The organism is Pseudomonas sp. KCJK9111, from assembly GCF_046231935.1.
Taxonomy (GTDB): domain Bacteria; phylum Pseudomonadota; class Gammaproteobacteria; order Pseudomonadales; family Pseudomonadaceae; genus Aquipseudomonas; species Aquipseudomonas parafulva_B.
In genome coordinates this window covers 16367-41214 of sequence record NZ_JBJJMO010000044.1, presented here as the reverse complement: position 1 = coordinate 41214, position 24848 = coordinate 16367, and the positions used below count along the sequence as shown (strand labels likewise).

Annotated in this window: 26 protein-coding genes; 18 read left to right on the top strand and 8 right to left on the bottom strand. The window is 62.6% G+C overall.

Annotation, left to right across the window (positions count from 1 at the left end; all coding sequences use genetic code 11):
• From ACK59L_RS15285 to nuoN, 13 genes are all read left to right on the top strand, one after another.
• The coding region (locus ACK59L_RS15285) for an NADH-quinone oxidoreductase subunit A (RefSeq protein WP_409274522.1) at window positions 1-353 on the top strand (353 nt) is incomplete at its 5' end.
• A 9-nt stretch (window positions 354-362) separates the two neighbouring features.
• A complete protein-coding gene (locus ACK59L_RS15280) occupies window positions 363-1040 on the top strand; it encodes an NADH-quinone oxidoreductase subunit B family protein (RefSeq protein ID WP_023534774.1) in 678 nt (225 codons plus the stop codon).
• 79 nt (window positions 1041-1119) lie between these two features.
• Window positions 1120-2901 (top strand): NADH-quinone oxidoreductase subunit C/D, encoded by a 1782-nt coding sequence (gene nuoC / locus ACK59L_RS15275; protein ID WP_023534867.1) that lies wholly within the window; start codon window positions 1120-1122, stop codon window positions 2899-2901.
• A 2-nt stretch (window positions 2902-2903) separates the two neighbouring features.
• Complete coding sequence (nuoE, locus tag ACK59L_RS15270) at window positions 2904-3401, top strand: NADH-quinone oxidoreductase subunit NuoE (RefSeq protein WP_027916252.1); 498 nt, start codon at window positions 2904-2906, stop codon at window positions 3399-3401.
• Window positions 3398-4777, top strand: coding sequence for an NADH-quinone oxidoreductase subunit NuoF (gene nuoF, locus ACK59L_RS15265; RefSeq protein WP_023534745.1), 1380 nt, complete (start codon window positions 3398-3400; stop codon window positions 4775-4777). Before nuoE ends, nuoF begins: the two co-directional genes overlap by 4 nt.
• A gap of 133 nt (window positions 4778-4910) precedes the next feature.
• A complete protein-coding gene (nuoG, locus tag ACK59L_RS15260) occupies window positions 4911-7625 on the top strand; it encodes an NADH-quinone oxidoreductase subunit NuoG (RefSeq protein WP_409274518.1) in 2715 nt (904 codons plus the stop codon).
• Window positions 7622-8629 (top strand): NADH-quinone oxidoreductase subunit NuoH, encoded by a 1008-nt coding sequence (gene nuoH, locus ACK59L_RS15255; protein ID WP_027916254.1) that lies wholly within the window; start codon window positions 7622-7624, stop codon window positions 8627-8629. Before nuoG ends, nuoH begins: the two co-directional genes overlap by 4 nt.
• An 11-nt stretch (window positions 8630-8640) precedes the next feature.
• Window positions 8641-9189, top strand: a complete 549-nt coding sequence (nuoI, locus tag ACK59L_RS15250; RefSeq protein ID WP_023534793.1) for an NADH-quinone oxidoreductase subunit NuoI — start codon at window positions 8641-8643, stop codon at window positions 9187-9189.
• A gap of 10 nt (window positions 9190-9199) precedes the next feature.
• On the top strand, window positions 9200-9700 hold the full coding sequence (gene nuoJ, locus ACK59L_RS15245) for an NADH-quinone oxidoreductase subunit J (RefSeq protein WP_023534783.1): 501 nt from the start codon (window positions 9200-9202) through the stop codon (window positions 9698-9700).
• Window positions 9701-9703: 3 nt separating this feature from the next.
• Entirely contained in the window at window positions 9704-10012 is a 309-nt protein-coding gene (gene nuoK, locus ACK59L_RS15240) for an NADH-quinone oxidoreductase subunit NuoK (RefSeq protein ID WP_003251446.1), read from the top strand.
• Entirely contained in the window at window positions 10009-11862 is a 1854-nt protein-coding gene (gene nuoL, locus ACK59L_RS15235) for an NADH-quinone oxidoreductase subunit L (protein WP_196136375.1), read from the top strand. Before nuoK ends, nuoL begins: the two co-directional genes overlap by 4 nt.
• 49 nt (window positions 11863-11911) lie before the next feature.
• The gene (gene nuoM / locus ACK59L_RS15230) at window positions 11912-13444 is read left to right on the top strand and encodes an NADH-quinone oxidoreductase subunit M (RefSeq protein ID WP_023534786.1); all 1533 of its coding nucleotides are present in this window, start codon (window positions 11912-11914) and stop codon (window positions 13442-13444) included.
• 7 nt (window positions 13445-13451) lie between these two features.
• Window positions 13452-14921 carry an NADH-quinone oxidoreductase subunit NuoN gene (gene nuoN, locus ACK59L_RS15225; RefSeq protein WP_058605086.1) on the top strand — a complete coding sequence of 490 codons (1470 nt, stop codon included), beginning with the start codon at window positions 13452-13454 and terminating at the stop codon, window positions 14919-14921.
• A 98-nt stretch (window positions 14922-15019) separates the two neighbouring features.
• On the opposite strand, the gene ACK59L_RS15220 is transcribed toward nuoN, so the two are convergent.
• Complete coding sequence (locus ACK59L_RS15220; protein WP_144966709.1) at window positions 15020-15280, bottom strand: ogr/Delta-like zinc finger family protein; 261 nt, start codon at window positions 15278-15280, stop codon at window positions 15020-15022.
• A gap of 199 nt (window positions 15281-15479) precedes the next feature.
• Between ACK59L_RS15220 and ACK59L_RS15215 the strand changes: the two genes are divergently transcribed.
• Window positions 15480-15869 (top strand): helix-turn-helix domain-containing protein, encoded by a 390-nt coding sequence (locus tag ACK59L_RS15215; protein WP_196136376.1) that lies wholly within the window; start codon window positions 15480-15482, stop codon window positions 15867-15869.
• Here ACK59L_RS15215 and ACK59L_RS15210 read toward each other — a convergent pair.
• From ACK59L_RS15210 to ACK59L_RS15200, 3 genes are read right to left on the bottom strand one after another with little or no spacing between them, the layout of a single operon-like run.
• Window positions 15866-16186, bottom strand: coding sequence for a hypothetical protein (locus ACK59L_RS15210; protein ID WP_228385183.1), 321 nt, complete (start codon window positions 16184-16186; stop codon window positions 15866-15868). The genes ACK59L_RS15215 and ACK59L_RS15210 overlap by 4 nt on opposite strands.
• Window positions 16187-16220: 34 nt before the next feature.
• Window positions 16221-16562, bottom strand: a complete 342-nt coding sequence (locus ACK59L_RS15205) for a head completion/stabilization protein (protein WP_144966703.1) — start codon at window positions 16560-16562, stop codon at window positions 16221-16223.
• Between the two features lie 8 nt (window positions 16563-16570).
• Entirely contained in the window at window positions 16571-16855 is a 285-nt protein-coding gene (locus ACK59L_RS15200; protein ID WP_230380112.1) for a helix-turn-helix domain-containing protein, read from the bottom strand.
• Window positions 16856-17073: 218 nt separating this feature from the next.
• Here ACK59L_RS15200 and ACK59L_RS15195 point away from each other — a divergent pair, with 218 nt between their 5' ends.
• Window positions 17074-19146, top strand: a complete 2073-nt coding sequence (locus ACK59L_RS15195) for a TonB-dependent receptor family protein (RefSeq protein WP_409274513.1) — start codon at window positions 17074-17076, stop codon at window positions 19144-19146.
• A gap of 82 nt (window positions 19147-19228) precedes the next feature.
• Here the strand turns inward: ACK59L_RS15195 and ACK59L_RS15190 are convergent, their stop codons facing one another.
• On the bottom strand, window positions 19229-19789 hold the full coding sequence (locus ACK59L_RS15190) for an NADPH-dependent FMN reductase (RefSeq protein WP_058639798.1): 561 nt from the start codon (window positions 19787-19789) through the stop codon (window positions 19229-19231).
• A gap of 155 nt (window positions 19790-19944) precedes the next feature.
• On the opposite strand from ACK59L_RS15190, the gene ACK59L_RS15185 reads away from it, so the two are divergent.
• Window positions 19945-20163, top strand: a complete 219-nt coding sequence (locus ACK59L_RS15185) for a hypothetical protein (RefSeq protein ID WP_023534782.1) — start codon at window positions 19945-19947, stop codon at window positions 20161-20163.
• Window positions 20164-20243: 80 nt separating this feature from the next.
• Here the strand turns inward: ACK59L_RS15185 and dnaQ are convergent, their stop codons facing one another.
• From dnaQ to ACK59L_RS15170, 3 genes are all read right to left on the bottom strand, one after another.
• Window positions 20244-20948, bottom strand: coding sequence for a DNA polymerase III subunit epsilon (gene dnaQ, locus ACK59L_RS15180; RefSeq protein ID WP_409274524.1), 705 nt, complete (start codon window positions 20946-20948; stop codon window positions 20244-20246).
• Between the two features lie 155 nt (window positions 20949-21103).
• On the bottom strand, window positions 21104-21550 hold the full coding sequence (gene rnhA, locus ACK59L_RS15175; protein ID WP_023534768.1) for a ribonuclease HI: 447 nt from the start codon (window positions 21548-21550) through the stop codon (window positions 21104-21106).
• 13 nt (window positions 21551-21563) lie between these two features.
• Window positions 21564-22337 (bottom strand): class I SAM-dependent methyltransferase, encoded by a 774-nt coding sequence (locus tag ACK59L_RS15170; protein WP_409274510.1) that lies wholly within the window; start codon window positions 22335-22337, stop codon window positions 21564-21566.
• Window positions 22338-22423: 86 nt separating this feature from the next.
• Between ACK59L_RS15170 and gloB the strand changes: the two genes are divergently transcribed.
• Together gloB and ACK59L_RS15160 are read left to right on the top strand one after the other, a co-directional pair.
• Entirely contained in the window at window positions 22424-23203 is a 780-nt protein-coding gene (gene gloB, locus ACK59L_RS15165) for a hydroxyacylglutathione hydrolase (RefSeq protein ID WP_409274508.1), read from the top strand.
• 100 nt (window positions 23204-23303) lie between these two features.
• The gene (locus ACK59L_RS15160; RefSeq protein ID WP_409274506.1) at window positions 23304-24734 is read left to right on the top strand and encodes a transglycosylase SLT domain-containing protein; all 1431 of its coding nucleotides are present in this window, start codon (window positions 23304-23306) and stop codon (window positions 24732-24734) included.
• Window positions 24735-24848: the final 114 nt, after the last annotated feature.

Genomic DNA, 24848 nt, shown 5'->3' with positions numbered 1-24848 from the left:
TCGTCGGCCTGTGCGCCTTCATGCTCGGCCTGTCCAGCCTGCTCGGCAGCAAGGCCTGGGGCCGCGCCAAGAACGAACCCTTCGAATCCGGCATGCTGCCCACCGGCAGCGCGCGCCTGCGCCTGTCGGCAAAATTCTATCTGGTCGCGATGCTCTTCGTGATCTTCGATATCGAAGCCCTCTTTCTCTTTGCATGGTCTGTGTCCGTCCGCGAAAGCGGCTGGACCGGGTTCGTCGAAGCACTCGTTTTCATAGCAATTCTGTTGGCAGGTCTTGTCTACCTATGGCGCGTCGGGGCCCTTGACTGGGCACCCGAAGGTCGCCGCAAGCGGCAAGCGAAGCTGAAACAATGAGGCTTTGGCATGCAATACAATCTCACCAGAATCGATCCGGACGCACCCAACGAGCAATATCCGGTTGGTGAACGGGAAACCGTCACCGATCAACTGCTCGAAGACCAGGTCCACAAGAACATCTTCATGGGCAAGCTCGAAGATGTGCTGCGTGGCGCCGTCAACTGGGGCCGCAAGAACTCCCTGTGGCCGTACAACTTCGGCCTGTCCTGCTGCTACGTGGAAATGACCACGGCCTTCACGGCGCCCCACGACATCGCCCGCTTCGGCGCCGAAGTCATCCGGGCCTCGCCGCGCCAGGCCGACTTCATGGTCATTGCCGGTACCTGCTTCATCAAGATGGCGCCGATCATCCAGCGCCTCTATGAGCAGATGCTCGAGCCCAAATGGGTCATTTCCATGGGTTCGTGCGCCAACTCCGGCGGCATGTACGACATCTACTCGGTCGTTCAGGGGGTCGACAAGTTCCTCCCCGTGGACGTCTACGTGCCCGGCTGTCCGCCACGCCCTGAGGCTTTCTTGCAAGGCTTGATGCTGCTGCAGGAGTCGATCGGCCAAGAGCGACGTCCGCTTTCCTGGGTCGTGGGTGATCAAGGCATTTACCGTGCCGAGATGCCTGCCCAGAAAGAGCTGCGTCGTGAACAGCGCATTGCCGTCACCAACCTGCGCAGCCCCGACGAAGTCTGATCCAGCGACCTGCCGCCGGTGCCCGAGGGTGCCGGCGGCCTGGCTTCATTCTTAACGTTGACCCAAAGCGACCGAGACCATGACAGCGGACAACGCTATTTACATTCCGCCCTACAAGGCAAACGACCAAGATGTGGTCGTCGAATTGCACAACCGTTTTGGCGCCGAAGCATTCGTCGCCCAGGAAACCCGCACCGGTATGCCCGTGCTGTGGGTCAAGCGCGCCCAACTCAAGGAAGTGCTGAGCTTCCTGCGTGGCGTGGCCAAGCCCTACAGCATGCTGTACGACCTGCACGGGGTCGACGAACGCCTGCGCACCCAGCGCCGTGGCCTGCCTGCCGCCGACTTCAGCGTGTTCTACCACCTGCTGTCGATCGAGCGTAACAGCGATGTGATGATCAAGGTCTCGCTCAGCGAAGGCGACCTGAACCTGCCGTCGGTGACCAGCATCTGGCCCAACGCCAACTGGTACGAGCGTGAAGTGTGGGACATGTTCGGCATCGATTTCGCCGGCCACCCGCACCTGAGCCGCATCATGATGCCGCCGACCTGGGAAGGTCACCCACTGCGCAAGGACTACCCGGCCCGCGCCACCGAGTTCGACCCCTACAGCCTGACCCTGGCCAAGCAGCAGCTTGAGGAAGAGTCGGCGCGCTTCAACCCAGAAGCCTGGGGCATGAAGCGTCAGGGCGCCAACGAGGACTACATGTTCCTCAACCTTGGCCCCAACCACCCGTCTGCCCACGGTGCCTTCCGTATCGTCCTGCAGCTCGATGGTGAAGAAATCGTCGACTGCGTACCGGACATCGGCTACCACCACCGTGGTGCCGAGAAGATGGCCGAACGTCAGTCCTGGCACAGCTTCATTCCCTACACCGACCGTATCGACTACCTCGGCGGTGTGATGAACAACCTGCCGTACGTCCTGGCGGTAGAAAAGCTGGCCGGCATCCAGGTGCCGCAGAAGGTCGACGTGATTCGCATCATGCTCGCCGAATTCTTCCGTATCACCAGCCACCTGCTGTTCCTGGGCACCTACATCCAGGACGTGGGCGCCATGACCCCGGTGTTCTTCACCTTCACCGACCGCCAGCGCGCGTACACGGTGATCGAAGCGATCACCGGTTTCCGGCTGCACCCGGCCTGGTACCGTATCGGTGGCGTCGCCCACGACCTGCCGCGTGGCTGGGACAAGCTGGTCAAGGATTTCGTCGAGTGGCTGCCCAAGCGCCTGGACGAATACACCAAGGCCGCCCTGCAGAACAGCATTCTCAAGGGCCGTACCATTGGCGTGGCCGCCTACAACACGCAAGAGGCGCTGGCCTGGGGCACTACGGGTGCCGGCCTGCGCTCCACCGGTTGCGACTTCGACCTGCGCAAGGCACGCCCCTACTCCGGCTACGAGAACTTCGAGTTCGAAGTGCCGCTGGCCCACAACGGCGATGCCTACGATCGCTGCATGGTCCGTGTCGAGGAGATGCGTCAGAGTATCCGCATCATCGACCAGTGCCTGCGCAACATGCCGGAAGGCCCGTACAAGGCGGACCACCCGCTGACCACGCCGCCGCCCAAAGAGCGCACCCTGCAGCACATCGAGACCTTGATCACTCACTTCCTGCAAGTGTCGTGGGGCCCGGTCATGCCGGCCAACGAGTCGTTCCAGATGATCGAGGCGACCAAGGGCATCAACAGTTACTACCTGACGAGCGACGGCGGCACCATGAGCTACCGCACCCGGATCCGCACCCCGAGCTACCCGCACCTGCAGCAGATCCCTTCGGTGATCAAAGGCAGCATGGTTGCCGACCTCATTGCGTACCTGGGCAGTATCGACTTTGTTATGGCTGACGTGGACCGCTAAGCATGAACAGCACGCTTATCCAGACAGACCGTTTCGCCCTGAGCGAAACCGAGCGCTCGGCCATCGAGCATGAAATGCATCACTACGAGGACCCGCGTGCGGCGTCCATCGAAGCCCTGAAGATCGTGCAGAAAGCCCGTGGCTGGGTGCCGGATGGCGCCATTCATGCCATCGGCGAGGTGCTGGGTATCCCGGCCAGCGACGTCGAAGGCGTCGCCACCTTCTACAGCCAGATCTTCCGCCAGCCGGTGGGCCGCCACATCATCCGCGTGTGCGACAGCATGGTGTGCTACATCGGCGGCCACGAGTCGGTGGTCAGCCAGATCCAGAGCGAGCTGGGCATCGGTCTGGGTCAAACCACTGCCGATGGCCGCTTCACCCTGCTGCCGGTCTGCTGCCTTGGGAACTGCGACAAGGCCCCGGCGCTGATGATCGACGACGACACCTTTGGCGACGTGCAGCCTGCTGGCGTCTCCAAGCTGCTGGAGGGTTACGCATGACCATCACTTCCTTCGGCCCGGCCAACCGCATCGCGCGCTCGGCTGAAACCCATCCGCTGACCTGGCGCCTGCGTGAAGACGGCGAGCCGGTCTGGCTGGCCGAGTACGAATCGAAGAACGGCTACGCCGCTGCCCGCAAGGCGCTGGCGCAGATGTCGGCTGACGAGATCGTGCAAAGCGTCAAGGACTCCGGCCTCAAGGGCCGTGGTGGCGCTGGCTTCCCCACCGGGGTGAAGTGGGGCCTGATGCCCAAGGATGAGTCCATGAACATCCGTTACCTGCTGTGTAACGCCGATGAAATGGAGCCCAACACCTGGAAGGACCGCATGCTGATGGAGCAACAGCCCCATCTGCTGATCGAAGGCATGCTGATCAGCGCCCGCGCGCTGAAGGCCTACCGCGGCTACATCTTCCTGCGCGGCGAATACACCACCGCGGCGAAAAACCTCAACCGCGCCATCGATGAAGCCAAGGCCGCTGGCCTGCTGGGCAAGAACGTCCTGGGCAGCGGTTTCGATTTCGAGCTGTTCGTGCACACCGGTGCAGGCCGCTACATCTGCGGCGAAGAAACCGCGCTGATCAACTCGCTCGAAGGTCGCCGCGCCAACCCGCGTTCCAAGCCGCCCTTCCCTGCCGCCGTGGGCGTATGGGGCAAGCCGACCTGCGTGAACAACGTCGAGACCCTGTGCAACGTGCCGGCCATCGTCGCCAACGGCAACGACTGGTACAAGTCGCTGGCCCGCGAGGGCAGTGAAGACCATGGCACCAAGCTGATGGGCTTCTCCGGCAAGGTCAAGAACCCAGGCCTGTGGGAACTGCCGTTTGGCGTGACCGCACGCGAACTGTTCGAGGACTACGCTGGCGGCATGCGCGACGGCTTCCGCCTCAAATGCTGGCAGCCGGGCGGCGCCGGCACCGGTTTCCTGCTGCCCGAGCACCTGGACGCGCAGATGTACGCAGGCGGTATCGCCAAGGTCGGTACCCGCATGGGCACAGGCCTTGCCATGGCGGTGGACGACAGCGTCAGCATGGTCTCGCTGCTGCGCAACATGGAGGAGTTCTTCGCCCGTGAGTCGTGCGGCTGGTGCACACCCTGCCGTGATGGCCTGCCATGGAGCGTGAAGATGCTGCGCGCCCTGGAAAACCGCCAGGGCCGTGCCGAAGACATCGAGACCCTGCTGGGACTGGTCAACTTCCTTGGCCCAGGCCGTACCTTCTGCGCCCACGCACCGGGTGCGGTGGAGCCGCTTGGCAGTGCCATCAAGTACTTCCGCTCGGAGTTCGAGGCCGGTGTCGCGCCGGTCGTCGCTGGCGAGGCGTTGCGCCCTGACCTGGCAAGACCGCTTCAGGCAGGGCCGACCGTAGTCGGCGCATAACAAGATGTTCCAGCGGGTGGTCCGTGCCACCCGCCAGCTTGCCGACAGGCCCGACCCGATCGCGGCGTGTCGCAGGCTTACCGATTTCCATTAGCCACGCCTGCTCACGCGGGCCAACGAAGAACTTTGAACAATGGCCACTATCCACGTAGACGGCAAAGCGCTCGAAGTCAACGGTGCAGACAACCTGTTACAGGCCTGTCTGTCACTTGGCCTCGACATCCCTTATTTCTGCTGGCACCCGGCGCTTGGCAGCGTCGGTGCCTGCCGCCAGTGTGCGGTCAAGCAGTACACCGACGAGAACGACACCCGTGGGCGTATCGTCATGTCCTGCATGACGCCTGCATCCGACGGCACCTGGATCTCCATCGACGATGACGAGTCCAAGGCGTTTCGCGCCAGCGTCGTCGAATGGCTGATGACCAACCACCCGCACGACTGCCCCGTGTGCGAGGAAGGCGGTCACTGCCACCTGCAAGACATGACGGTGATGACCGGCCACAACGAGCGCCGCTATCGCTTCACCAAGCGCACCCACCAGAACCAGGACCTTGGCCCGTTCATCGCCCATGAGATGAACCGCTGCATCGCCTGCTACCGCTGCGTGCGTTACTACAAGGACTATGCCGGTGGCACCGACCTGGGTGTCTATGGCGCCCATGACAACGTCTATTTCGGCCGCGTCGAAGACGGCGTGCTGGAAAGCGAGTTCTCGGGCAACCTGACCGAAGTCTGCCCAACCGGCGTGTTCACCGACAAGACCCACTCCGAACGCTACAACCGCAAGTGGGACATGCAGTTTGCCCCGAGCATCTGCCACGGTTGCTCCAGTGGCTGCAACATCAGCCCAGGCGAGCGTTACGGTGAACTGCGCCGCATCGAGAACCGTTTCAACGGCTCGGTGAACCAGTACTTCTTGTGCGACCGGGGCCGCTTCGGCTATGGCTACGTCAACCGCACGGATCGTCCACGCCAGGCGCAACTGGCCGACGGTACCAAGCTGGGCCTGGACGCCGCCCTGGACAAAGCCGCCGACCTGCTGCGCGGTCGCACCATCGTCGGTATCGGTTCGCCACGCGCCAGCCTGGAAAGCAACTATGGCCTGCGCGAACTGGTCGGTGCCGAGTACTTCCACTGTGGGATGGAAGCCGGTGAACTGGCGCGCGTGCGCCTGGCGCTGGAGGTGCTGAACAACAGCCCCCTGCCCGTTCCGACCCTGCGCGACATCGAAGACCACGACGCGGTATTCGTGCTTGGTGAAGACCTGACCCAGACCGCTGCCCGTGTCGCCCTGGCCGTGCGCCAGGCCACCAAGGGTAAGGCCGAGGCCATGGCCGAGGCGATGAAGGTTCAGCCGTGGCTCGACGCCGCCGTCAAGAACATCGGTCAGCATGCGCTGTACCCCCTGTTCATCGCCAGCTTGGCCGAGACCAAGCTCGACGACGTGGCCGAGGAGTGCGTGCATGCAGCCCCGGCGGACCTGGCCCGCCTTGGTTTTGCCGTGGCCCATGCCATCGACCCAAGTGCACCCGCCGTCGCCGGCCTGGACGACGAGGCCAAGGCCCTGGCCCAGCGCATCGCCGATGCCCTGATCGCCGCCAAGCGCCCGCTGGTCATTGCCGGCACCTCGCTGGCCGATGCCTCGCTGATCGAGGCCGCCGCCAACATCGCCAAAGCCTTGAAGCTGCGCGAAAAACAAGGCTCGCTGAGCCTGGTGGTGCCTGAAGCCAACAGCCTTGGCCTGGCCATGCTGGGCGGCGAATCGGTCGACGCTGCGCTGGACGCGGTCATCGACGGCAAGGCCGACGCCATCGTGGTGCTGGAAAACGACCTCTACGCCCGTGTGCCTGCGGCCAAAGTGGACGCTGCCCTGGCAGCGGCCAAGGTGGTCATCGTTGCCGATCACTCCAGAACCCCGACGGTCGAGCGCGCTCACCTGGTACTGCCGGCCGCTTCCTTCGCCGAAGGCGACGGCACCCTGGTCAGCCAGGAAGGCCGTGCCCAGCGCTTCTTCCAGGTGTTCGACCCGCAGTACCTGGACAGCAGCATCCAGGTCCACGAAGGCTGGCGCTGGATGCACGCCCTGCGTGCAACCTTGCTGGCCAAGCCCGTGGACTGGACCCAACTGGACCACGTGACCCACGCCTGCGCCCAGGCGGCCCCGCAACTGGCTGGCATCGTCGACGCCGCACCAAGCGCCGCCTTCCGCATCAAGGGCCTGAAGCTTGCCCGCGAGCCGCTGCGCTACTCCGGTCGCACCGCCATGCGCGCCAACATCAGCGTGCACGAGCCGCGTACCCCGCAAGACCGCGATACGGCATTCGCCTTCTCCATGGAAGGGTATTCGGGCTCGGCCGAGCCACGTCAGCAGGTCCCGTTCGCCTGGTCGCCAGGCTGGAACTCGCCCCAGGCCTGGAACAAGTTTCAGGACGAGGTGGGCGGTCACTTGCGTGCCGGCGACCCCGGCGTGCGCCTGATCGAATCCCAAGGTGATGGCCTGGCCTGGTTCACCACGGTGCCTGGCGCCTTCAACCCGGCCCGCGGCACCTGGACAGCGGTACCGTTCTTCCACCTGTTCGGCAGCGAAGAAAGCTCCTCGCGTGCCGCGCCAGTGCAAGAGCGCATTCCGGCTGCCTACGTGGCCCTGGCCAAGTCCGAAGCCGATCGCCTGGGCGTCAACGAAGGCGCCCTGCTGGACCTGAACGTCGCGGGTGTGGCGCTACGCTTGCCGCTGCGTATCAATGAAGCGCTGGGCGCTGGCCTGGTCGCGCTGCCCAAGGGCCTGGCCGGCATCCCGCCAGCCGTGTTCGGGGCATCCGTCGAAGGCCTGCAGGAGGCAGCACAATGAGCTGGTTCACCCCCGAAGTGATCGACGTGATCCTCACCGTGCTACGGGCCATCGTGGTCCTGTTGGCGGTGGTGGTCTGCGGCGCGCTGCTCAGCTTCATCGAGCGGCGCCTGCTGGGCTGGTGGCAGGACCGTTACGGTCCGAACCGCGTCGGCCCGTTCGGCATGTTCCAGATCGCTGCCGACATGCTCAAGATGTTCTTCAAGGAAGACTGGAACCCGCCCTTCGTCGACCGCGTGATCTTCACCCTGGCACCGGTCGTGGCCATGAGCGCCCTGCTGATTGCCTTCGTGGTCATCCCGATCACCCCGACCTGGGGCGTGGCCGACTTGAACATCGGCCTGCTGTTCTTCTTCGCCATGGCCGGTCTGTCGGTGTATGCCGTGCTGTTCGCCGGCTGGTCCTCGAACAACAAGTACGCCTTGCTCGGCAGCTTGCGGGCCTCGGCCCAGACCGTGTCGTACGAAGTGTTCCTGGGCCTGGCGCTGATGGGCGTGGTGGTGCAGGTTGGCTCGTTCAACATGCGCGACATCGTCGAGTACCAGGCGCAGAACCTGTGGTTCATCATTCCGCAGTTCTTCGGCTTCTGCACCTTCTTCATCGCTGGCGTGGCCGTGACTCACCGTCACCCCTTCGACCAGCCGGAAGCGGAACAGGAACTGGCCGACGGCTACCACATCGAGTATGCCGGCATGAAGTGGGGCATGTTCTTCGTCGGTGAGTACATCGGCATCATCCTCATCTCGGCGCTGCTGGTCACCCTGTTCTTCGGCGGTTGGCACGGCCCGTTCGGCATCCTGCCGCAACTGTCGTTCCTGTGGTTCGCCCTGAAGACCGCGTTCTTCATCATGCTGTTCATCCTGCTGCGCGCCTCCATTCCGCGCCCACGCTATGACCAGGTGATGGACTTCAGCTGGAAGTTCTGCCTGCCGCTGACCCTGATCAATTTGCTGGTGACCGCTGCGATCGTGCTTTACAACACGCCAGCCGTCGCGGCCCAGTGAGGATTTGACCCATGTTCAAGTATATCGGCGACATCGTTAAGGGCACCGGCACCCAGCTGCGCAGCCTGGCCATGGTGTTCTCCCACGGGTTCCGCAAGCGCGACACCCTGCAGTACCCCGAAGAACCCGTGTACCTGCCGCCACGCTACCGTGGCCGCATCGTCCTGACGCGCGACCCCGACGGCGAAGAGCGCTGCGTGGCCTGCAACCTGTGCGCGGTAGCCTGCCCGGTGGGCTGCATCTCGCTGCAGAAGGCAGAAACCGACGACGGCCGTTGGTACCCGGAGTTCTTCCGCATCAACTTCTCGCGCTGCATCTTCTGCGGCCTGTGCGAAGAAGCGTGCCCGACCACCGCAATCCAGCTGACTCCGGATTTCGAAATGGCCGAGTTCAAGCGTCAGGACCTGGTGTACGAGAAAGAAGATCTGCTGATCTCCGGCCCCGGCAAGAACCCTGACTACAACTTCTACCGTGTTGCGGGCATGGCGATCGCTGGCAAGCCGAAAGGCGCTGCGCAGAACGAAGCCGAGCCGATCAACGTGAAGAGCTTGCTCCCATAAGGACAGAAAGATGGAATTCGCTTTCTACTTCGCATCCGGGATCGCCGTGGTCTCCACCCTTCGGGTGGTGACCGGCACAAACCCCGTGCACGCCCTGCTCTACCTGATCATCTCGCTGATTTCCGTGGCGATGATCTTCTTTTCCCTTGGCGCGCCGTTCGCGGGCGCCCTGGAAGTGATCGCCTATGCCGGCGCCATCATGGTGCTGTTCGTCTTCGTGGTGATGATGCTCAACCTGGGGCCGGCGTCGGTCGCCCAGGAGCGCGGCTGGCTCAAGCCCGGTATCTGGGCAGGGCCGGTGATCCTCGGCGCCCTGTTGCTGGTGGAGCTGCTGTACGTGCTGTTCGTCGCACCCAGCGGCGCTGCCATCAGCGGTACCACCGTGGGCCCGAAAGCAGTGGGTGTGAGCCTGTTCGGCCCTTACCTGCTGGTGGTCGAACTGGCGTCGATGCTGCTGCTCGCGGCAGCTGTCACCGCCTTCCACCTGGGCCGCAATGAGGCGAAGGAGTAAATCATGGGTGCTATCCCTCTCGAACATGGTCTGGCCGTCGCCGGCATCCTGTTCTGCTTAGGTCTGGTTGGCCTGATGGTCCGCCGCAACATCCTCTTCGTGCTCATGAGCCTGGAAGTCATGATGAACGCTTCTGCCCTGGCGTTCGTCGTCGCCGGTGCCCGTTGGGTCCAACCCGATGGCCAGGTGATGTTCATTCTGGTGATCAGCCTGGCAGCAGCCGAGGCCAGCATTGGCCTGGCCATCCTGCTGCAGCTGTATCGCCGCTTCCACACTCTCGACATCGATGCTGCCAGTGAGATGCGCGGATGAACCTTCTCTTCCTGACTTTCGTCTTTCCCCTCATCGGCTTTGTGCTGCTGTCGTTCTCGCGCGGGAGGTTCTCGGAAAACCTGTCCGCCCTGATCGGCGTCGGTTCGGTAGGCCTGTCGGCGGCCACGGCCGCCTACGTGATCTGGCAGTTCAACGTCGCCCCGCCTGAAGGCGGTGCGTACAGCCAGCTGCTGTGGCAGTGGATGTCGGTGGATGGTTTTGCACCGAACTTCACCCTGTACCTGGATGGCCTGTCGGTCACCATGCTGGGCGTAGTGACGGGTGTGGGCTTCCTGATCCACTTGTTCGCGTCCTGGTACATGCGTGGCGAGACCGGCTACTCGCGGTTCTTCTCGTACACCAACCTGTTCATCGCCAGCATGCTGTTCCTGATCCTGGGCGACAACCTGCTGTTCATCTACTTCGGTTGGGAAGGCGTGGGCCTGTGTTCCTACCTGTTGATCGGTTTCTACTACAGCAACCGCAACAACGGTAACGCAGCGCTCAAGGCCTTCATCGTCACCCGGATTGGCGACGTGTTCATGGCCATCGGCCTGTTCATCCTGTTCGCCCAACTGGGCACGCTGAACGTCCAGGAACTGCTGGTGCTGGCACCGCAGAAATTCCAGGCCGGTGATACCTGGATGGTGCTGGCAACACTGATGCTGCTGGGCGGCGCCGTGGGCAAATCCGCGCAGCTACCGCTGCAGACCTGGTTGGCAGACGCCATGGCCGGCCCGACCCCAGTGTCGGCGCTGATCCACGCGGCGACGATGGTCACGGCCGGTGTCTACCTGATCGCCCGTACCAATGGCCTGTTCCTGCTGGCGCCGGACATCCTGCACCTGGTGGGCGTGGTGGGTGGCGTGACCCTGGTGCTGGCGGGCTTCGCTGCACTGGTGCAAACCGACATCAAGCGTATCCTGGCCTACTCGACCATGAGCCAGATCGGCTACATGTTCCTGGCCCTGGGCGTCGGCGCCTGGGATGCGGCGATCTTCCACCTGATGACCCACGCCTTCTTCAAGGCGCTGCTGTTCCTGGCCTCGGGTGCCGTCATCGTGGCCTGCCACCATGAGCAGAACATCTTCAAGATGGGCGGCCTGTGGAAGAAGCTGCCCCTGGCCTACGCCAGCTTCGTGGTGGGTGGCGCTGCCCTGGCGGCCTTGCCGATCGTGACCGTGGGCTTCTACTCCAAGGACGAGATCCTGTGGGAAGCCTTCGCCAGCGGCAACTCCGGCCTGCTTTACGCCGGCTTGGTCGGCGCCTTCATGACCTCGCTGTACACCTTCCGCCTGATCTTCATCGCCTTCCACGGCGAAGCCAAGACCGACGCTCATGCCGGCCACGGCATCAGCCATTGGCTGCCACTGGGCGTGCTGATCGTGCTGTCGACCTTCGTCGGCGCATGGATCACCCCGCCGCTGGCTGATGTGTTGCCACAGAGCGCAGGCCATGCCGGCGGTGAAGCCAAGCATGCCCTGGAGATCACCTCGGGCGCCATCGCCATTGCCGGTATCCTGCTTGCCGCCTTGCTGTTCCTGGGCAAGCGCAGCTTCGTCAGCGCGGTGGCCAACAGTGGCATCGGCCGCGTGCTGTCGGCCTGGTGGTTCGCGGCCTGGGGCTTTGACTGGATCTACGACAAGCTGTTCGTCAAGCCCTACCTGCTGATCAGCCACCTGCTGCGCAAAGACCCGGTTGACCGCGGTATCGGCCTGATCCCTCGCCTGGCTCGCGGTGGCCATGTGGCCATGACCAAGACCGAGACGGGCCAGCTGCGCTGGTACACCGCCTCCATCGCCATTGGCGCAGTGCTGGTACTTGGCGCTGTGGTGGTGGCCGCGGTATGACCATGAACCTTGCGAACCTTGCGACCCTGCAAAAGGAAACCAACCCGTCATGATTTTGCCTTGGCTGATCCTGATCCCCTTCATCGGCGGCTTCCTGTGCTGGCTGGGCGAGCGCTTCGGCGCTACCCTGCCGCGCTGGATCGCGCTGCTGACCATGTCCCTGTTGCTCGGCATCGGCCTGTGGCTGTGGGCTAACGGCGACTACACCCTTGCCCCTGCCCCGGGCGCCGAGCCTGCATGGGCCCTGGAATACAAAGTCCAGTGGATCCAGCGCTTCGGCATCAGCATCCACCTGGCGCTCGACGGCCTGTCGCTGCTGATGATTCTGCTCACTGGCCTGCTGGGCGTGCTGTCGGTGCTGTGCTCCTGGAAAGAGATCCAGCGCCATGTCGGCTTCTTCCACCTGAACCTGATGTGGATCCTGGGCGGTGTGGTCGGTGTGTTCCTGGCGCTGGACCTGTTCCTGTTCTTCTTCTTCTGGGAAATGATGCTGGTGCCGATGTACTTCCTCATCGCGCTCTGGGGTCATAGCTCAGCGGACGGCAAGAAGACGCGCATCTACGCGGCGACCAAGTTCTTCATCTTCACCCAGGCCAGCGGCCTGATCATGCTGGTGGCGATCCTGGGCCTGGTCCTGGTCAACTACACCAACACCGGTGTGATCACCTTCAACTACAGCGACCTGCTCAAGGCCGACCTGCCGGCCGGTACCGAGTACCTGCTGATGCTGGGCTTCTTCATTGCCTTTGCCGTGAAGCTGCCGGTGGTACCGTTCCACTCCTGGTTGCCCGATGCCCACGCCCAGGCGCCAACTGCAGGCTCCGTGGACCTGGCCGGTATCCTGCTCAAGACCGCGGCCTATGGCCTGCTGCGCTTCGCCCTGCCGCTGTTCCCCAATGCATCGGCAGAGTTCGCGCCCATCGCCATGACCCTGGGCCTGATCGGCATCTTCTACGGCGCTTTCCTGGCCTTTGCCCAGACCGACATCAAGCGCCTGATCGCCTTCTCCAGCGTCTCGCACATGGGCTTCGTGCTGATCGGCATCTACTCCGGTAGCCAGCAAGCACTGCAAGGTGCGGTCATTCAGATGCTGGCTCACGGCCTGTCGGCTGCCGCGCTGTTCATCCTGTCCGGCCAGCTGTACGAGCGTCTGCATACCCGTGACATGCGCCAGATGGGCGGGCTGTGGCACCGCATCGCCTACCTGCCTGCCATCAGCCTGTTCTTCGCTGCCGCCTCCCTGGGGCTGCCAGGTACCGGCAACTTCGTGGGTGAGTTCCTGATCCTGATCGGCAGCTTCGTACACGTGCCGTGGATCACCGTCATCGCCACCACTGGCCTGGTGTTCGGCTCGGTCTACTCGCTGATCATGATTCACCGCGCCTACTTCGGCCCGAGCAAATCGGACACCGTACTGGCCGGCATGGACACCCGCGAGCTGGTCATGGTGCTGGGCCTGGCGGTACTGCTGGTGCTGCTGGGCGTGTATCCACAGCCGTTCCTCGACACCTCTGCCGCCACCATGAGTGGTGTGCAGCAGTGGCTCGGTTCCGCTTTCACTCAACTCGCTTCGGCCCGGTAAGAGCGCTATGGAATTCACCACTCAACACTTCATCGCATTGGCGCCGATGCTGATCACCACCATCACCACGGTGGTGGTGATGCTGGCGATCGCCTGGAAGCGCAATCACTCGCAGACATTCCTGCTGTCCACCGTGGGGCTGAACCTGGCCCTGCTCTCGATCCTGCCGGCTTTGAAGGTCGCGCCCCTGGCGGTTACGTCGCTGATCACCATCGACAAGTTCGCCTGCCTGTACATGGCGATCATGCTGGTCGCGACCCTGGCGTGCGTGACGCTCGCCCATGCCTACCTGGGCGAAGGCGCCAAGGGTTTCCCGGGCAACCGCGAAGAGCTGTACCTGCTGCTGCTGATGTCGGCACTGGGCGGGCTGGTGCTGGTCAGCGCCAACCACCTGGCGGGCCTGTTCATTGGCCTGGAGTTGCTGTCGGTACCGGTCTATGGCCTGGTGGCCTACGCCTTCTTCAACAAGCGCTCGCTTGAAGCCGGCATCAAGTACATGGTGCTGTCGGCAGCAGGTTCGGCCTTCCTGCTGTTCGGCATGGCGCTGCTGTACGCAGACGCCGGTAGCCTGACCTTCGACCAGCTGGGCAAGGCGCTGGCTGCCACCAGCATGCCGAGCCTGCTGGCTCAACTGGGTCTGGGCATGATGCTGGTCGGGCTGGCGTTCAAGCTGTCGCTGGTACCGTTCCACCTGTGGACGCCCGATGTGTACGAAGGTGCCCCGGCGCCGGTCGCAGCGTTCCTCGCCACGGCCAGCAAAGTAGCGGTCTTCGCGGTGGTCATCCGCCTGTTCATGCTCTCCCCTGCCGCCAGCAGCGGTGTGCTGAGCACGGTGCTTGCAGTGATCGCCGTGGCCTCGATCCTGGTCGGCAACCTGTTGGCGTTGACTCAGAACAACCTCAAGCGCCTGCTGGGTTACTCGTCCATCGCCCATTTCGGCTACCTGCTGATCGCGCTGGTCGCCAGCAAGGGCTTGGCGCTGGAGGCCATGGGCGTCTATCTGGTCACCTACGTGCTCACCAGCCTGGGGGCGTTCGGCGTCATCACACTGATGTCCTCGCCTTACGGTGGCCGCGACGCTGATGCGCTCTACGAGTACCGCGGCCTGTTCTGGCGTCGCCCCTACCTGACTGCCGTGCTGACCGTGATGATGCTCTCACTGGCCGGCATCCCGCTCACCGCTGGCTTCATCGGCAAGTTCTACATCATTGCCACCGGTGTCGAGTCGCAACTGTGGTGGCTAGTAGGTGCTCTGGTAATCGGTAGCGCCATTGGCGTGTACTACTACTTGCGCGTCATGGTGACCCTGTACCTGGTAGAGCCGAACCTGCGCCGTCATGATGCCCCGCTGAAATGGGAACAGCGCACCGGTGGCGTCATGCTGCTGGCCGTCGCCGTGCTTGCGTTCATTCTCGGCGTGTATCCACAGCCCTTGCTGGACCTTGTCCAGCAAGCAAGCCTGCAACTGATCGGCTGATCGGTCTGGCAACGCAAAACACCCCGCTTGTGCGGGGTGTTTTTGTATCCGCGCCATTAACCTCGTACGCCATCCTTGGCCACATCGTTGCGCCTCACTCACCGCGCCAGCTCAGCGGCTGTGTCCGGTAATGCCGCCTTGCGCACGTCGCCCTTGGCGGGTGGTAGGTAAACGCCAGGGTTGGGCATGCCGCTTGGGGACAGCTCGTGGGTCATCTCGAACTCAGCCCGTACTGACCAACCACACGCCTCGGTGGTGCATTGCAAATAGGCAATTCGCAGGAAAATATGGCGGCCTTCGCTGGTACGTATGCGCATGCGGCTGTGGCAATGCGGGCAAACCAGTTTATAAGTACTCACGAGAAGTACCTGCTAGCATTGTTCATGCTTCTGCGATGCAGGCATGATCCTAGAGCCACGTAAGTTTTAGCTGAATTCGGGGCTGGGTGGCTCATCTTCAAGTTTCTCATGCGGGAATCCTCCTAAAAGTACAGGGCTGTATTCGTAACGAGTAGTTTAAGCCCATGGAATATCATTAAACCAGTGATGGATATTTGTTATGAGTACTCATGCGCTCGCTGCCGTCATGGACCGTCTTAAGCAGCTGACCGGTACCCAAACCGATGCGGAGCTTTCGCGGGCGTTGTCGATCAGCCCGCAGACGTTGAGCAGCTGGAAAGTCCGCAACAGTGTCCCGTACTCACTTTGCGTAGAAACAGCCATGCACTATGCGTGCTCTCTTGACTGGTTGCTGTTGGGCAAGGGCCACCCTGACTTTATTCCTCAAGACGACGCTGAGTGGGAGTCGGATTTGCTGGAGCGATTGCGCAGTCTGTCCCCCACTGACCGGCAGGCCGTCCTGCTCTTGATCAAGGACAAGCAACGGATACAGCGGTTGGAACAGCGACTGACCGAACTCAGTAAGGGGGCTGGTAGCGGTACCCCTTAACCCCGACGGCGCCAACGCTGAATCAGCTCCCGCGGATCCAGCGAATCCAGCCAGACCATGACCTTCAAGCTGATGGGAATGACCACGACAGCGGCGACGAAGGCCGACATACCAGGGGTCAGCAAAGGCGCGATGGACGAAATCAAGGGTTCGAACAGATGCCCTACCCCAACCGTTACGAACACCAGCAGTATTTTCTTGCTCAATGTAAGCCGCTTGGCCGTGTCGGTGATCAGCCGATCTCGAGCTGCACTGACCAGCAACGCGCCAAGCAAGGCGGCAAACAACACGCTGGCTTCGGCGCTCAGCAGTTCCATGACCGCGTGGAATTCACCCCCTGCGTAAAGTCGTTCAGCCATGACGCATACCCCGGCGTGGTGAGCGTACGTAGGGCACGCCCAGGTAGAGCATGATTGCCGCGTCCACGAAGCACAGATAACAAATGCGCAGCGCACGCCCATGGTCATGCCCGCACACATCATCCAGGCGTCTGTAGCCCAGGCTTCGCAACGCGGCGCGCCAGTTGGCAAACTCGCGAGCGGCTTTGATCACGGCGCAATGAGCAGCTACCTCGATTGCCGCATCCCCCGTGGTTCGCTGCAACTTCAGGCGCTTGCGCAGCCCGTTCAGATCAATACGTGGCCAGAATGGGTCATGGCAGTCGCCAGCACGAGCAGTGTCTTGATGGTTCATAAATCACCTCACGCTTCGGCCAAAAGGCCATAACGAATAGCCTTGATGACTGCCCCTACCCGGGTAGGCACATCGAATTTGCGCATGATGTTGGATACATGAAAATTCACCGTCGACTCCTTACACCCCAGTATCTGCCCGATTTCCCACGAGCTCTTACCGTAGGCGCACCACAGCAGTACCTGTTGTTCGCGGGGCGTCAGGCGCGCGGGGGCGATTGTGGGGTCGCCGGTAGGCGCGCCTGTGGGTTTAGCTGAGACGGATTGTTGTGGACCTCTTGGATCGGTAGCCATGTTCGAACTCCGGGTAGGTGACGACCGGCGATGCTGCCGGCCTGCACTCACCTTACGAAGCAAGTACGCGCCTGCTCTAGCGGCGGGCTTTGTACGGAAACTTCATACACTTGCGCGCCTTGAAAACCCGATGGATTCGCCGACTTTCGACGTGCTCCGAGCGCCATTTCGCTCGTCTCAATGCTGATATTCGTCCGCCATCTATCTGGAGCCCTACAATGCGTTGCGTTTTGTCCCTTACCCCCTGCGTGGGTATGCTGGGTGTGTTCATGGCCGCCCAGCCCGCGCTGGCAGCGGTGCCGGTCGAACTGGGCCAGGTGCTGATCACCGAGGAGGAACAGGACGACCTGAGCGCCGCCAGTGAGCGCTTGCGGGCCATACCGGGCGCCAGCAACGTGGTGGACATGCACGGCATTGGACAAGGCCGCGTGGCCAGCAACCAGGACGTTCTGGCCTACCAGCCAGGGGTGTTCGCCCAGTCGGCAGGTAACGATGGGATCAAGCTGTCGATCCGTGGCTCGGGCATCAACCGGGCCCCGGGTGCGCATGGCTCGGGTGTGTACACCCTGTTCGATGGCCTGCCCCTGACTGGACCAGGTGGCACGCCCTACGAGCTGTTCGAACCGTTATGGTTGAGCCGCGCCGAAGTGCTACGGGGGGCCAATGGCTTTGATCAAGGTGCCCTGGCTCTCGGCGGCGCGATCAACTATGTCACCCACACGGGCCGCGATGCCGCGCCATTGCAGATACGTTACGAAGTGGGCAGCCGGGGCTATCAGCATCGGCACATCAGCTCGGGCCAGGTGCTCGGTGACCTGGATTACTACGTGGCCCTTACCGACGTCGAGTACAACGGCTATCAGCGGCACAGCAGTGGCAGCGCCAGCGGGACTGCCGCCAACATCGGCTACCGCTTCAACCCGAACCTGGAAACGCGGTTCTACCTGCGTTACCGGGAAACCGAAAACGAACTGGCCGGCCGCCTGACCAAAGACCAGATCAAGCACCACCCGCGGGCAGCCAACCCAAGCTACCTGGCTCGCGATGACAGTCGCCCGCAACCGGGCAGCACCTGGGTAGGCAACAAAACAACCTTCTACCTCGATGATGACGCCAAGCTTGAAGCTGGCCTGGTGTACCACGATTACCCCATGGACCTTCGCGAAGGGCCCATGCGCCTGAAAGTCGCCTATACCGACGTCAGCGGCACACTCGACTACAGGCGCCGCGATACGTTGTTCGGGCGCGAAAGCAAGTCCACAATCGGCTGGCGCACCACCAAACACCTGCCCAACAGCGGCGCGTCGCAGTTTGCTCGTAACGGCCATGTATTTGCAGACCGCACCCGGGACTTTACCTACCAAGGCTCAGACACCGTGTTGCACGTGGGTAACGACCTGGAGCTGGTACCCAATGTGTGGCTGACCACAGGCCTGGCCGCGATCTATACCCGCCGCGAGAGCGACGTGACCTACCCTGCCCAGGGTGGCAAGGTGTCCATGCACGACTGGGACTATGCGCCACGGGTGGGCCTGCGCTACGACATACGCCCCGACCTGCAGGTATACGGCAACCTCAGCCGGTCGGTAGAACCGCCGCACCCTTGGTCATTGATCTGGAGTGCGCCAAGCGTTGGCGGCAAGCAGATTCAACCGATCAAAATGCAGAACCAGACCGCCACCACGCTGGAGGTGGGTGCGCGCGGCGAGTCCGCGGTCGGACGATGGGACCTTGCCTGGTACTACTCCCAGGTACGCCACGAACTGCTCGCGGTCGAGGTGGTGCCGAACTTCACCTCGGAATTCAACGCCAGCGCCACGGTGCATCAAGGGGTGGAGGCCGGGCTGGACAGCACCCTATGGGAACAGTCAGGCATGGGCCGGCTGAGCCTGCGCCAGGCCTATACCTTCAGTGACTTCCATTACCGCGACGACGAAAAATTCGGCCACAACCGCCTGCCGGGCATCCCCATGCATTACTACCAGGCCGAGTTGCGCTTCGACTGGCCCAATGGCTTCTACGCCGGGCTCAACACGCAGATGGCGTCCAAGGTGCAAGTGGACTATGCCAACAGCTACCACGCCGACGATTACGCTACGCTCGGTGCCCGTCTCGGTTGGGACTCGCCGCGGCGTGACTGGCAGACCTGGCTGGATCTACGCAACCTGACCAACAAACGTTACGCGGCGACCGTTACCCCAGGCTTCAATGACGCAGGGCGCGACATTGCCCGCTCGACCCCGGGGGAAGGCGCTGCGGTCTATGCCGGAGTGTCCTATACCTTCCATTGACTGCCACAATCGAGCATTCTCTGGCTGACAGACATTGCGCCGGCCGGCTGGCCCGCGCAATGTGGCGCCGCCTAGGCCACCGTCATACGGACCGATTGAGCTTCACCCAAGAGGCAAACTTGTCGATGAAGCCCTGCAGAAACGGCCGGGTTTTGTCGTTGAGCTTGCCTGACTCGTCGAACAAACTGGCAGCGCCGCCAATGTAGGCCTCCGGCATCTGCATGCACGGCATGTCCAGGAACACCAGAGACTGACGCACCGAATGGTTGGCACCAAAGCCGCCGATCGCGCCTGGCGACACGCTCGCCACGGCTGCCGGTTTGCCGCCCCACGCGCTTTGCCCGTAAGGCCTTGAACCCACGTCGATGGCATTTTTCAGGCAGCCTGGCATGGTCCGGTTGTACTCTGGCGTGACGAAGAGCACCGCATCGCTGCCCTTGATGTCCTCCCGAAAGCGTGTCCAGGCAGCTGGTGGCGCATCGGTTTCCAGGTCTTCGTTGTACATGGGTAAGTCGCCGATCTCGACGATCTTCAGTGCCAGGCTAGACGGCGCCAGCTCAGACAGCGCGCGGGCCACCTTGCGGTTATAGGAATCCTTGCGCAGGCTACCGACGACGACGGCAACCGAATAGACCTGGGTCATGGCAATCTCCAACTTCATGTTTTCAGGGACGATGTAGTTATAGATGACCGTTTTGCGCTGCTTTGGTTTTTTTTCCTGGCCGCGAAAACTTCCCTTGCCCTTGGAAGGTCTACTGCTACAGACATTTCCTACGCAATTCAGAGGGTTCCACCCAAATGGCAGCAGTAATGGTCGGCCAATTCCATGCCCGCGACGCCGAAGGCCGTATCTATCCCGTGCACGAGTTCCAGGAATCTACCCTGCAACTGGACGGCAGCACGACCGGCGCACCTATCACTACCTACCGCCTGGCCATCGGCGACCGCGTCAACTACCTGGGTGAAAATCGATTCGAGCTTGCCCGCACCGGTGTCGAAATCATTCGTATCCCCTGACACGAAGACGGCCTTAGCTCGTTACTGCTCAATCATGTCTGGAGCGCTTGGCCGCCCATGGTTGAGCAGGCTGTAATTATTTAGTCAGCTGACGGCTCAGTCAGCGCCTGCCAGAGCGATGGACCGCCGGCAGACTTGGCAATTGCTGCAAGGCGTTCGGCATGGGCTTCGAGCTCATCCGATGCGGCCAGAATGATCCGACCCGGCGCACGTCCGCTGATGCGGCGAATATCAGCTCCACCACTGCCCTGCCCGTTTTCGTCCGAATCGCTGCCATGCCCTGCCAACGACAGGCTGGTCTGGCCGCCGGTCATTGCCAGGTAGACATCCGCCAGCAGCTCGGCGTCGAGCAGTGCGCCGTGCAGTTCGCGCCCCGAGTTGTCGATATCGTAGCGTTTGCACAAGGCATCCAGGCTGTTGCGTTGCCCCGGATGACGCGCCCGCGCCAGCAACAAGGTGTCGAGAATGGTGCAGTGCTGGGATAGGTCGGCACGGTCCTGCTGGCCCAGCAGCGCGAACTCGTTGTTGATGAACCCCACGTCGAACGCTGCGTTATGGATGACCAGCGTGGCGCCCTGGATGAACGCGAAGAACTCCTCGGCTACGTCGCTGAAGCGAGGTTTGCCAACCAGAAAGGCGTCAGTGATGCCGTGGACGTTGATTGCGCCCTCGTCACTTTCGCGGTCAGGCTGCAGGTAGACGTGGAAGTGCCGGCCTGTCAGACGCCTGCCGACCACCTCGACGCAGCCGATCTCGATGATGCGGTGCCCCTCGCTGACCGGCATACCCGTGGTTTCGGTATCGAGGATAACGAACCGCTTGTCTTGCTGTTGCTCCACCTGGGGACTCCAACTTGCATCGCTTACAAAGGTGCGCAGTATAACAGCAGGCCGAAGGCAAGCGCTGTGCCCCCTTCGCACCTGGGATCAGGTTCAGGGCTTCATGCGCGGGCGCGCACTTCGTCCACGCCACGGTTGGCCAGCTGGTCCGCACGCTCGTTGCCGGGGTGGCCGATGTGGCCGCGCACCCACTTCCAGGTCACCTTGTGGCGGTTGACCTGTTCGTCGAGCAACTGCCACAGGTCGGCGTTCTTCACAGGCTCCTTGGCCGCGGTCTTCCAGCCACGCTTTTTCCAGTTGACCATCCACTCGTTGATGCCTTTCATCACGTACTGCGAGTCAGTCGTCAGCACGACCTCGCACTCACGCTTGAGCGCCATGAGCCCCTGGATGGCGGCCATCAACTCCATGCGGTTGTTGGTGGTCTCACGTTCGCCGCCCCACAACTCTTTTTCAACGCCCTTGAAAATCATCAGCACGCCCCAGCCGCCGGGGCCAGGGTTGCCCTTGCAGGCACCATCGGTAAACATTTCGACGCTATCGCTCATGTACCACTCGTATTTACTGCTTATCAGGATCGGGGGTCGCCGAGGTGCGGTTGACCTTGGCCAACGGCAACGGCAGTAACTTGCCCATCGGCTCGCGACGCTGGGGCCGCAGCGGCCGCAGGCCCACGACCATCTTGCGCGCCACCAGCACATAGACACCGCCGCCAGCGCTTTGCCACCCGCCCGCCATACGCTCCCACCCTTGCAGGCGCTGCTGCCAGGCAGGCGAAGCAAGCGGCGGACGATAGCACCCGAAGCGGCGTTTCTCCAAGGCAAAGCCCAGCAGATTGAGCCAGTCACCCAGTCGCGAAGGCGAGATGCAGCGGGCCTTGCGCAAAGCGCCGCGGCTGAACAGGTGACGCACCCCCCAGCTGCTCCATGGGTTGATCCCAACGACCAGCAGATGGCCGCCGGGGCGCACGGCGCTGGCGGCCTCCCGCAGCAGCCCATGGGGCGACAGGCTGAAATCCAGCCCATGTTGCAACACCACCACATCGGCCGCGTGCTCGCTCAACGGCCAGGCCTGTTCCTCGCAGACGATCTCCACCCCCGGCAGCGGTGCGCCGAGGCGCACGTTGCGCTGGACCTTCGGCGCACTGGGCGGGGCATCGGCGCAGGGGCCGTAGTGCACCAGGTAGCCACCGAAGAAGCGCCCCAGCTCTTCCTCCAGCAGCTTCTGTTCTTCGTGCAGCATCAACTGGCCGAGCGGGCTCTGAAACCACTCACGGGCCAGGCTGATCAGCTTGACCCAGTCCGGGTCGGCCTGGGCGAAGGCTTGGTCGGTCATTGTGCAATTCCTCGGAAGGTTCTCCCACCGCGCCATCGCGGCTAAGATGCCTTCATGTGCCAAGCAAGGCGAATCGGATTCCCACCATGATACAGATCGAAGCGTTGCCCGCTTTCTCGGACAATTACATCTGGTTGTTACAGGATACTGCCAAACGCCATTGCGCGGTGGTCGACCCTGGCGATGCTGGCCCAGTGGAACGGTGGCTCGCCGCTCACCCTGGGTGGCAGCTGACCGACATGCTCATCACTCACCATCACAACGACCATGTGGGCGGTGTGGAGCGGCTCAAGGGGTTGACTGGCGCGCTAGTGCACGGCCCAGCCAACGAGCGCATCCCGTGCAGGGATGTGGCACTGGACGATGGCGATCAGGTCACGGTGCTGGGAGAGGTGTATGACGTGCTTGCCGTGCCAGGCCACACGCTGGGGCATATCGCGTTCTTCAACGGTGGCGCGGCTACACCTGTGCTGTTCAGTGGCGACACCCTGTTCGCAGCTGGGTGCGGGCGCATGTTCGAGGGCACTGCCGAGCAGATGCAACCGGCGCTAGCTCGCCTGGCAGCCCTGCCAGCCGAGACCCAGGTGTACTGCGCCCATGAATACACCTTGAGCAACCTGCGTTTCGCCAAGGCCGTGGAACCTGGCAATGAAGATGTATTGAAGCGCTTCGAAGCGGTTTCCCAGCTGCGTGCGCAAGAGCGCATCACATTGCCCACCACCATTGCCTTGGAACGGCTGACCAACCCCTTCCTGCGCACCGCTGAAACATCTGTTAAACAAAAAGCAGACGAATGGAAGGGACATTCCAACACCTCGCATGTCGCTGTTTTTGCTGCCTTGAGGTCTTGGAAAGATAGCTTCTGATAACCCCAAGATATATCGCAAGTGGCGGTCAGAGGTTGACCCGGTCCGGAGCGGTTCCTAGAATCGCCGAAATTTTTTGCCCGGATACCTGTGCCCGCCGATGTCTTCCCGAAGCCGCAGAACCTCTCATTCCGTCGCGCTGACGCGCCTGGCCCAGGTCAGTGCGCTCGCGCTGGCCGCCACCTTGGTGGGTTGCCAGAGCACGCGTCAGCTCGACGAAGCCGATAGCGTCCGTGCGCACAGCCAGCAAGCGCGAATCAAGCCAAGACCCGCGCCGTTGCTGGTCAAGCCGGTCGAGCAAGCGCCTCGGGATGTCTGGGAACGCATGCGCCAGGGCTTCGTGCTCCAGGAGTACCGCGACGTCAACCCGCGCATCGATCAGCAGCGCCTGTGGTTTGCCAGCAACCCGACGTTCATCGAAAGTGCTGGCGAGCGCGGCAGCCTCTACCTGCACTACATCGTCGAACGCCTCGAAGAGCGCGGCATGCCACTGGAGTTGGCCCTGCTGCCGGCGATCGAGAGCGCCTACAACCCAATGGCCTACTCACGCGCCAGTGCAGCCGGCATGTGGCAATTCATGCCAGCCACCGGCCGGCACTTCAACCTGCGCCAGACCAACTTCTATGACGGGCGCCGCGATGTCACCGCTTCGACCAACGCCGCGCTCGACTACCTGACCCGCCTACACGACATGTTCAACGGCGACTGGTTGCTGGCGCTGGCGGCCTATAACGCTGGGGAAGGCACGGTCAGCCGGGCAATGGAGCGCAACGAGAAGCTGGGCTTGCCCACCGACTACTGGAACCTGCCGCTGCCTCAGGAAACCCGTGACTATGTGCCGAAACTGCTGGCCTTGTCACAGGTAGTTTCCACGCCTGAAGCCTACGGTGTGAACCTGACGCCGATTGCCAACGAACCGTACTTCGAGGCCGTCGCGATCAACGACCGGCTCGACCTGACGCGGGTGGCTGCCTTCGCCGACATCGACGAAGACGAACTCATCCAGCTGAACCCAGCCTTTAAAAAGCGCATGACGGTCGATGGCCCGAAGCAGTTGCTGGTACCCACGGCCAAGGCGCAGCTGCTCTCGGCCAGCCTCTCCAACCTCAACCCCGAGCAGTTGGTCACCCTTCAGCCCCCCAAGGCAGCTTTCGCTCGCGCCGTGGCCGAAGCCAAGGCGCCTGTGGCCGCGCGCAGCTACAAGGTCAGGCGTGGTGACAACCTGGGGGCCATCGCCAAGGCCAACCGTGTCTCCATTGCGGACATCAAGCGCTGGAACCGCCTTTCGGGCAGCAGCCTGCGCGCAGGCCAGGTGCTAGCCCTGCGCGGCGGCAACGCCTCCAGTGGCGCCGCCAACCGGGTCGCCAGTTCGGCAAAACGCACCACTCAATACAAGGTGCGCAAGGGCGATTCGCTGTATCTGGTGGCCAAACGCTTCAATGTCGAGATGACCCACCTCAAGCGCTGGAACCCGCGCAGTGGCCATGCACTGAAACCAGGCCAGACCCTGACCGTCTACGTCGGCCACTGATCCCTGGCGGCAAGGGGACACCCGTACGTGCGCGTACCTGTGTTTTCTTGCCGTTTGGCGCTTGCCGCGCCAGTGCAAACTGTTACTGTAGCCCGATCAAAGCCCAATGCCTTT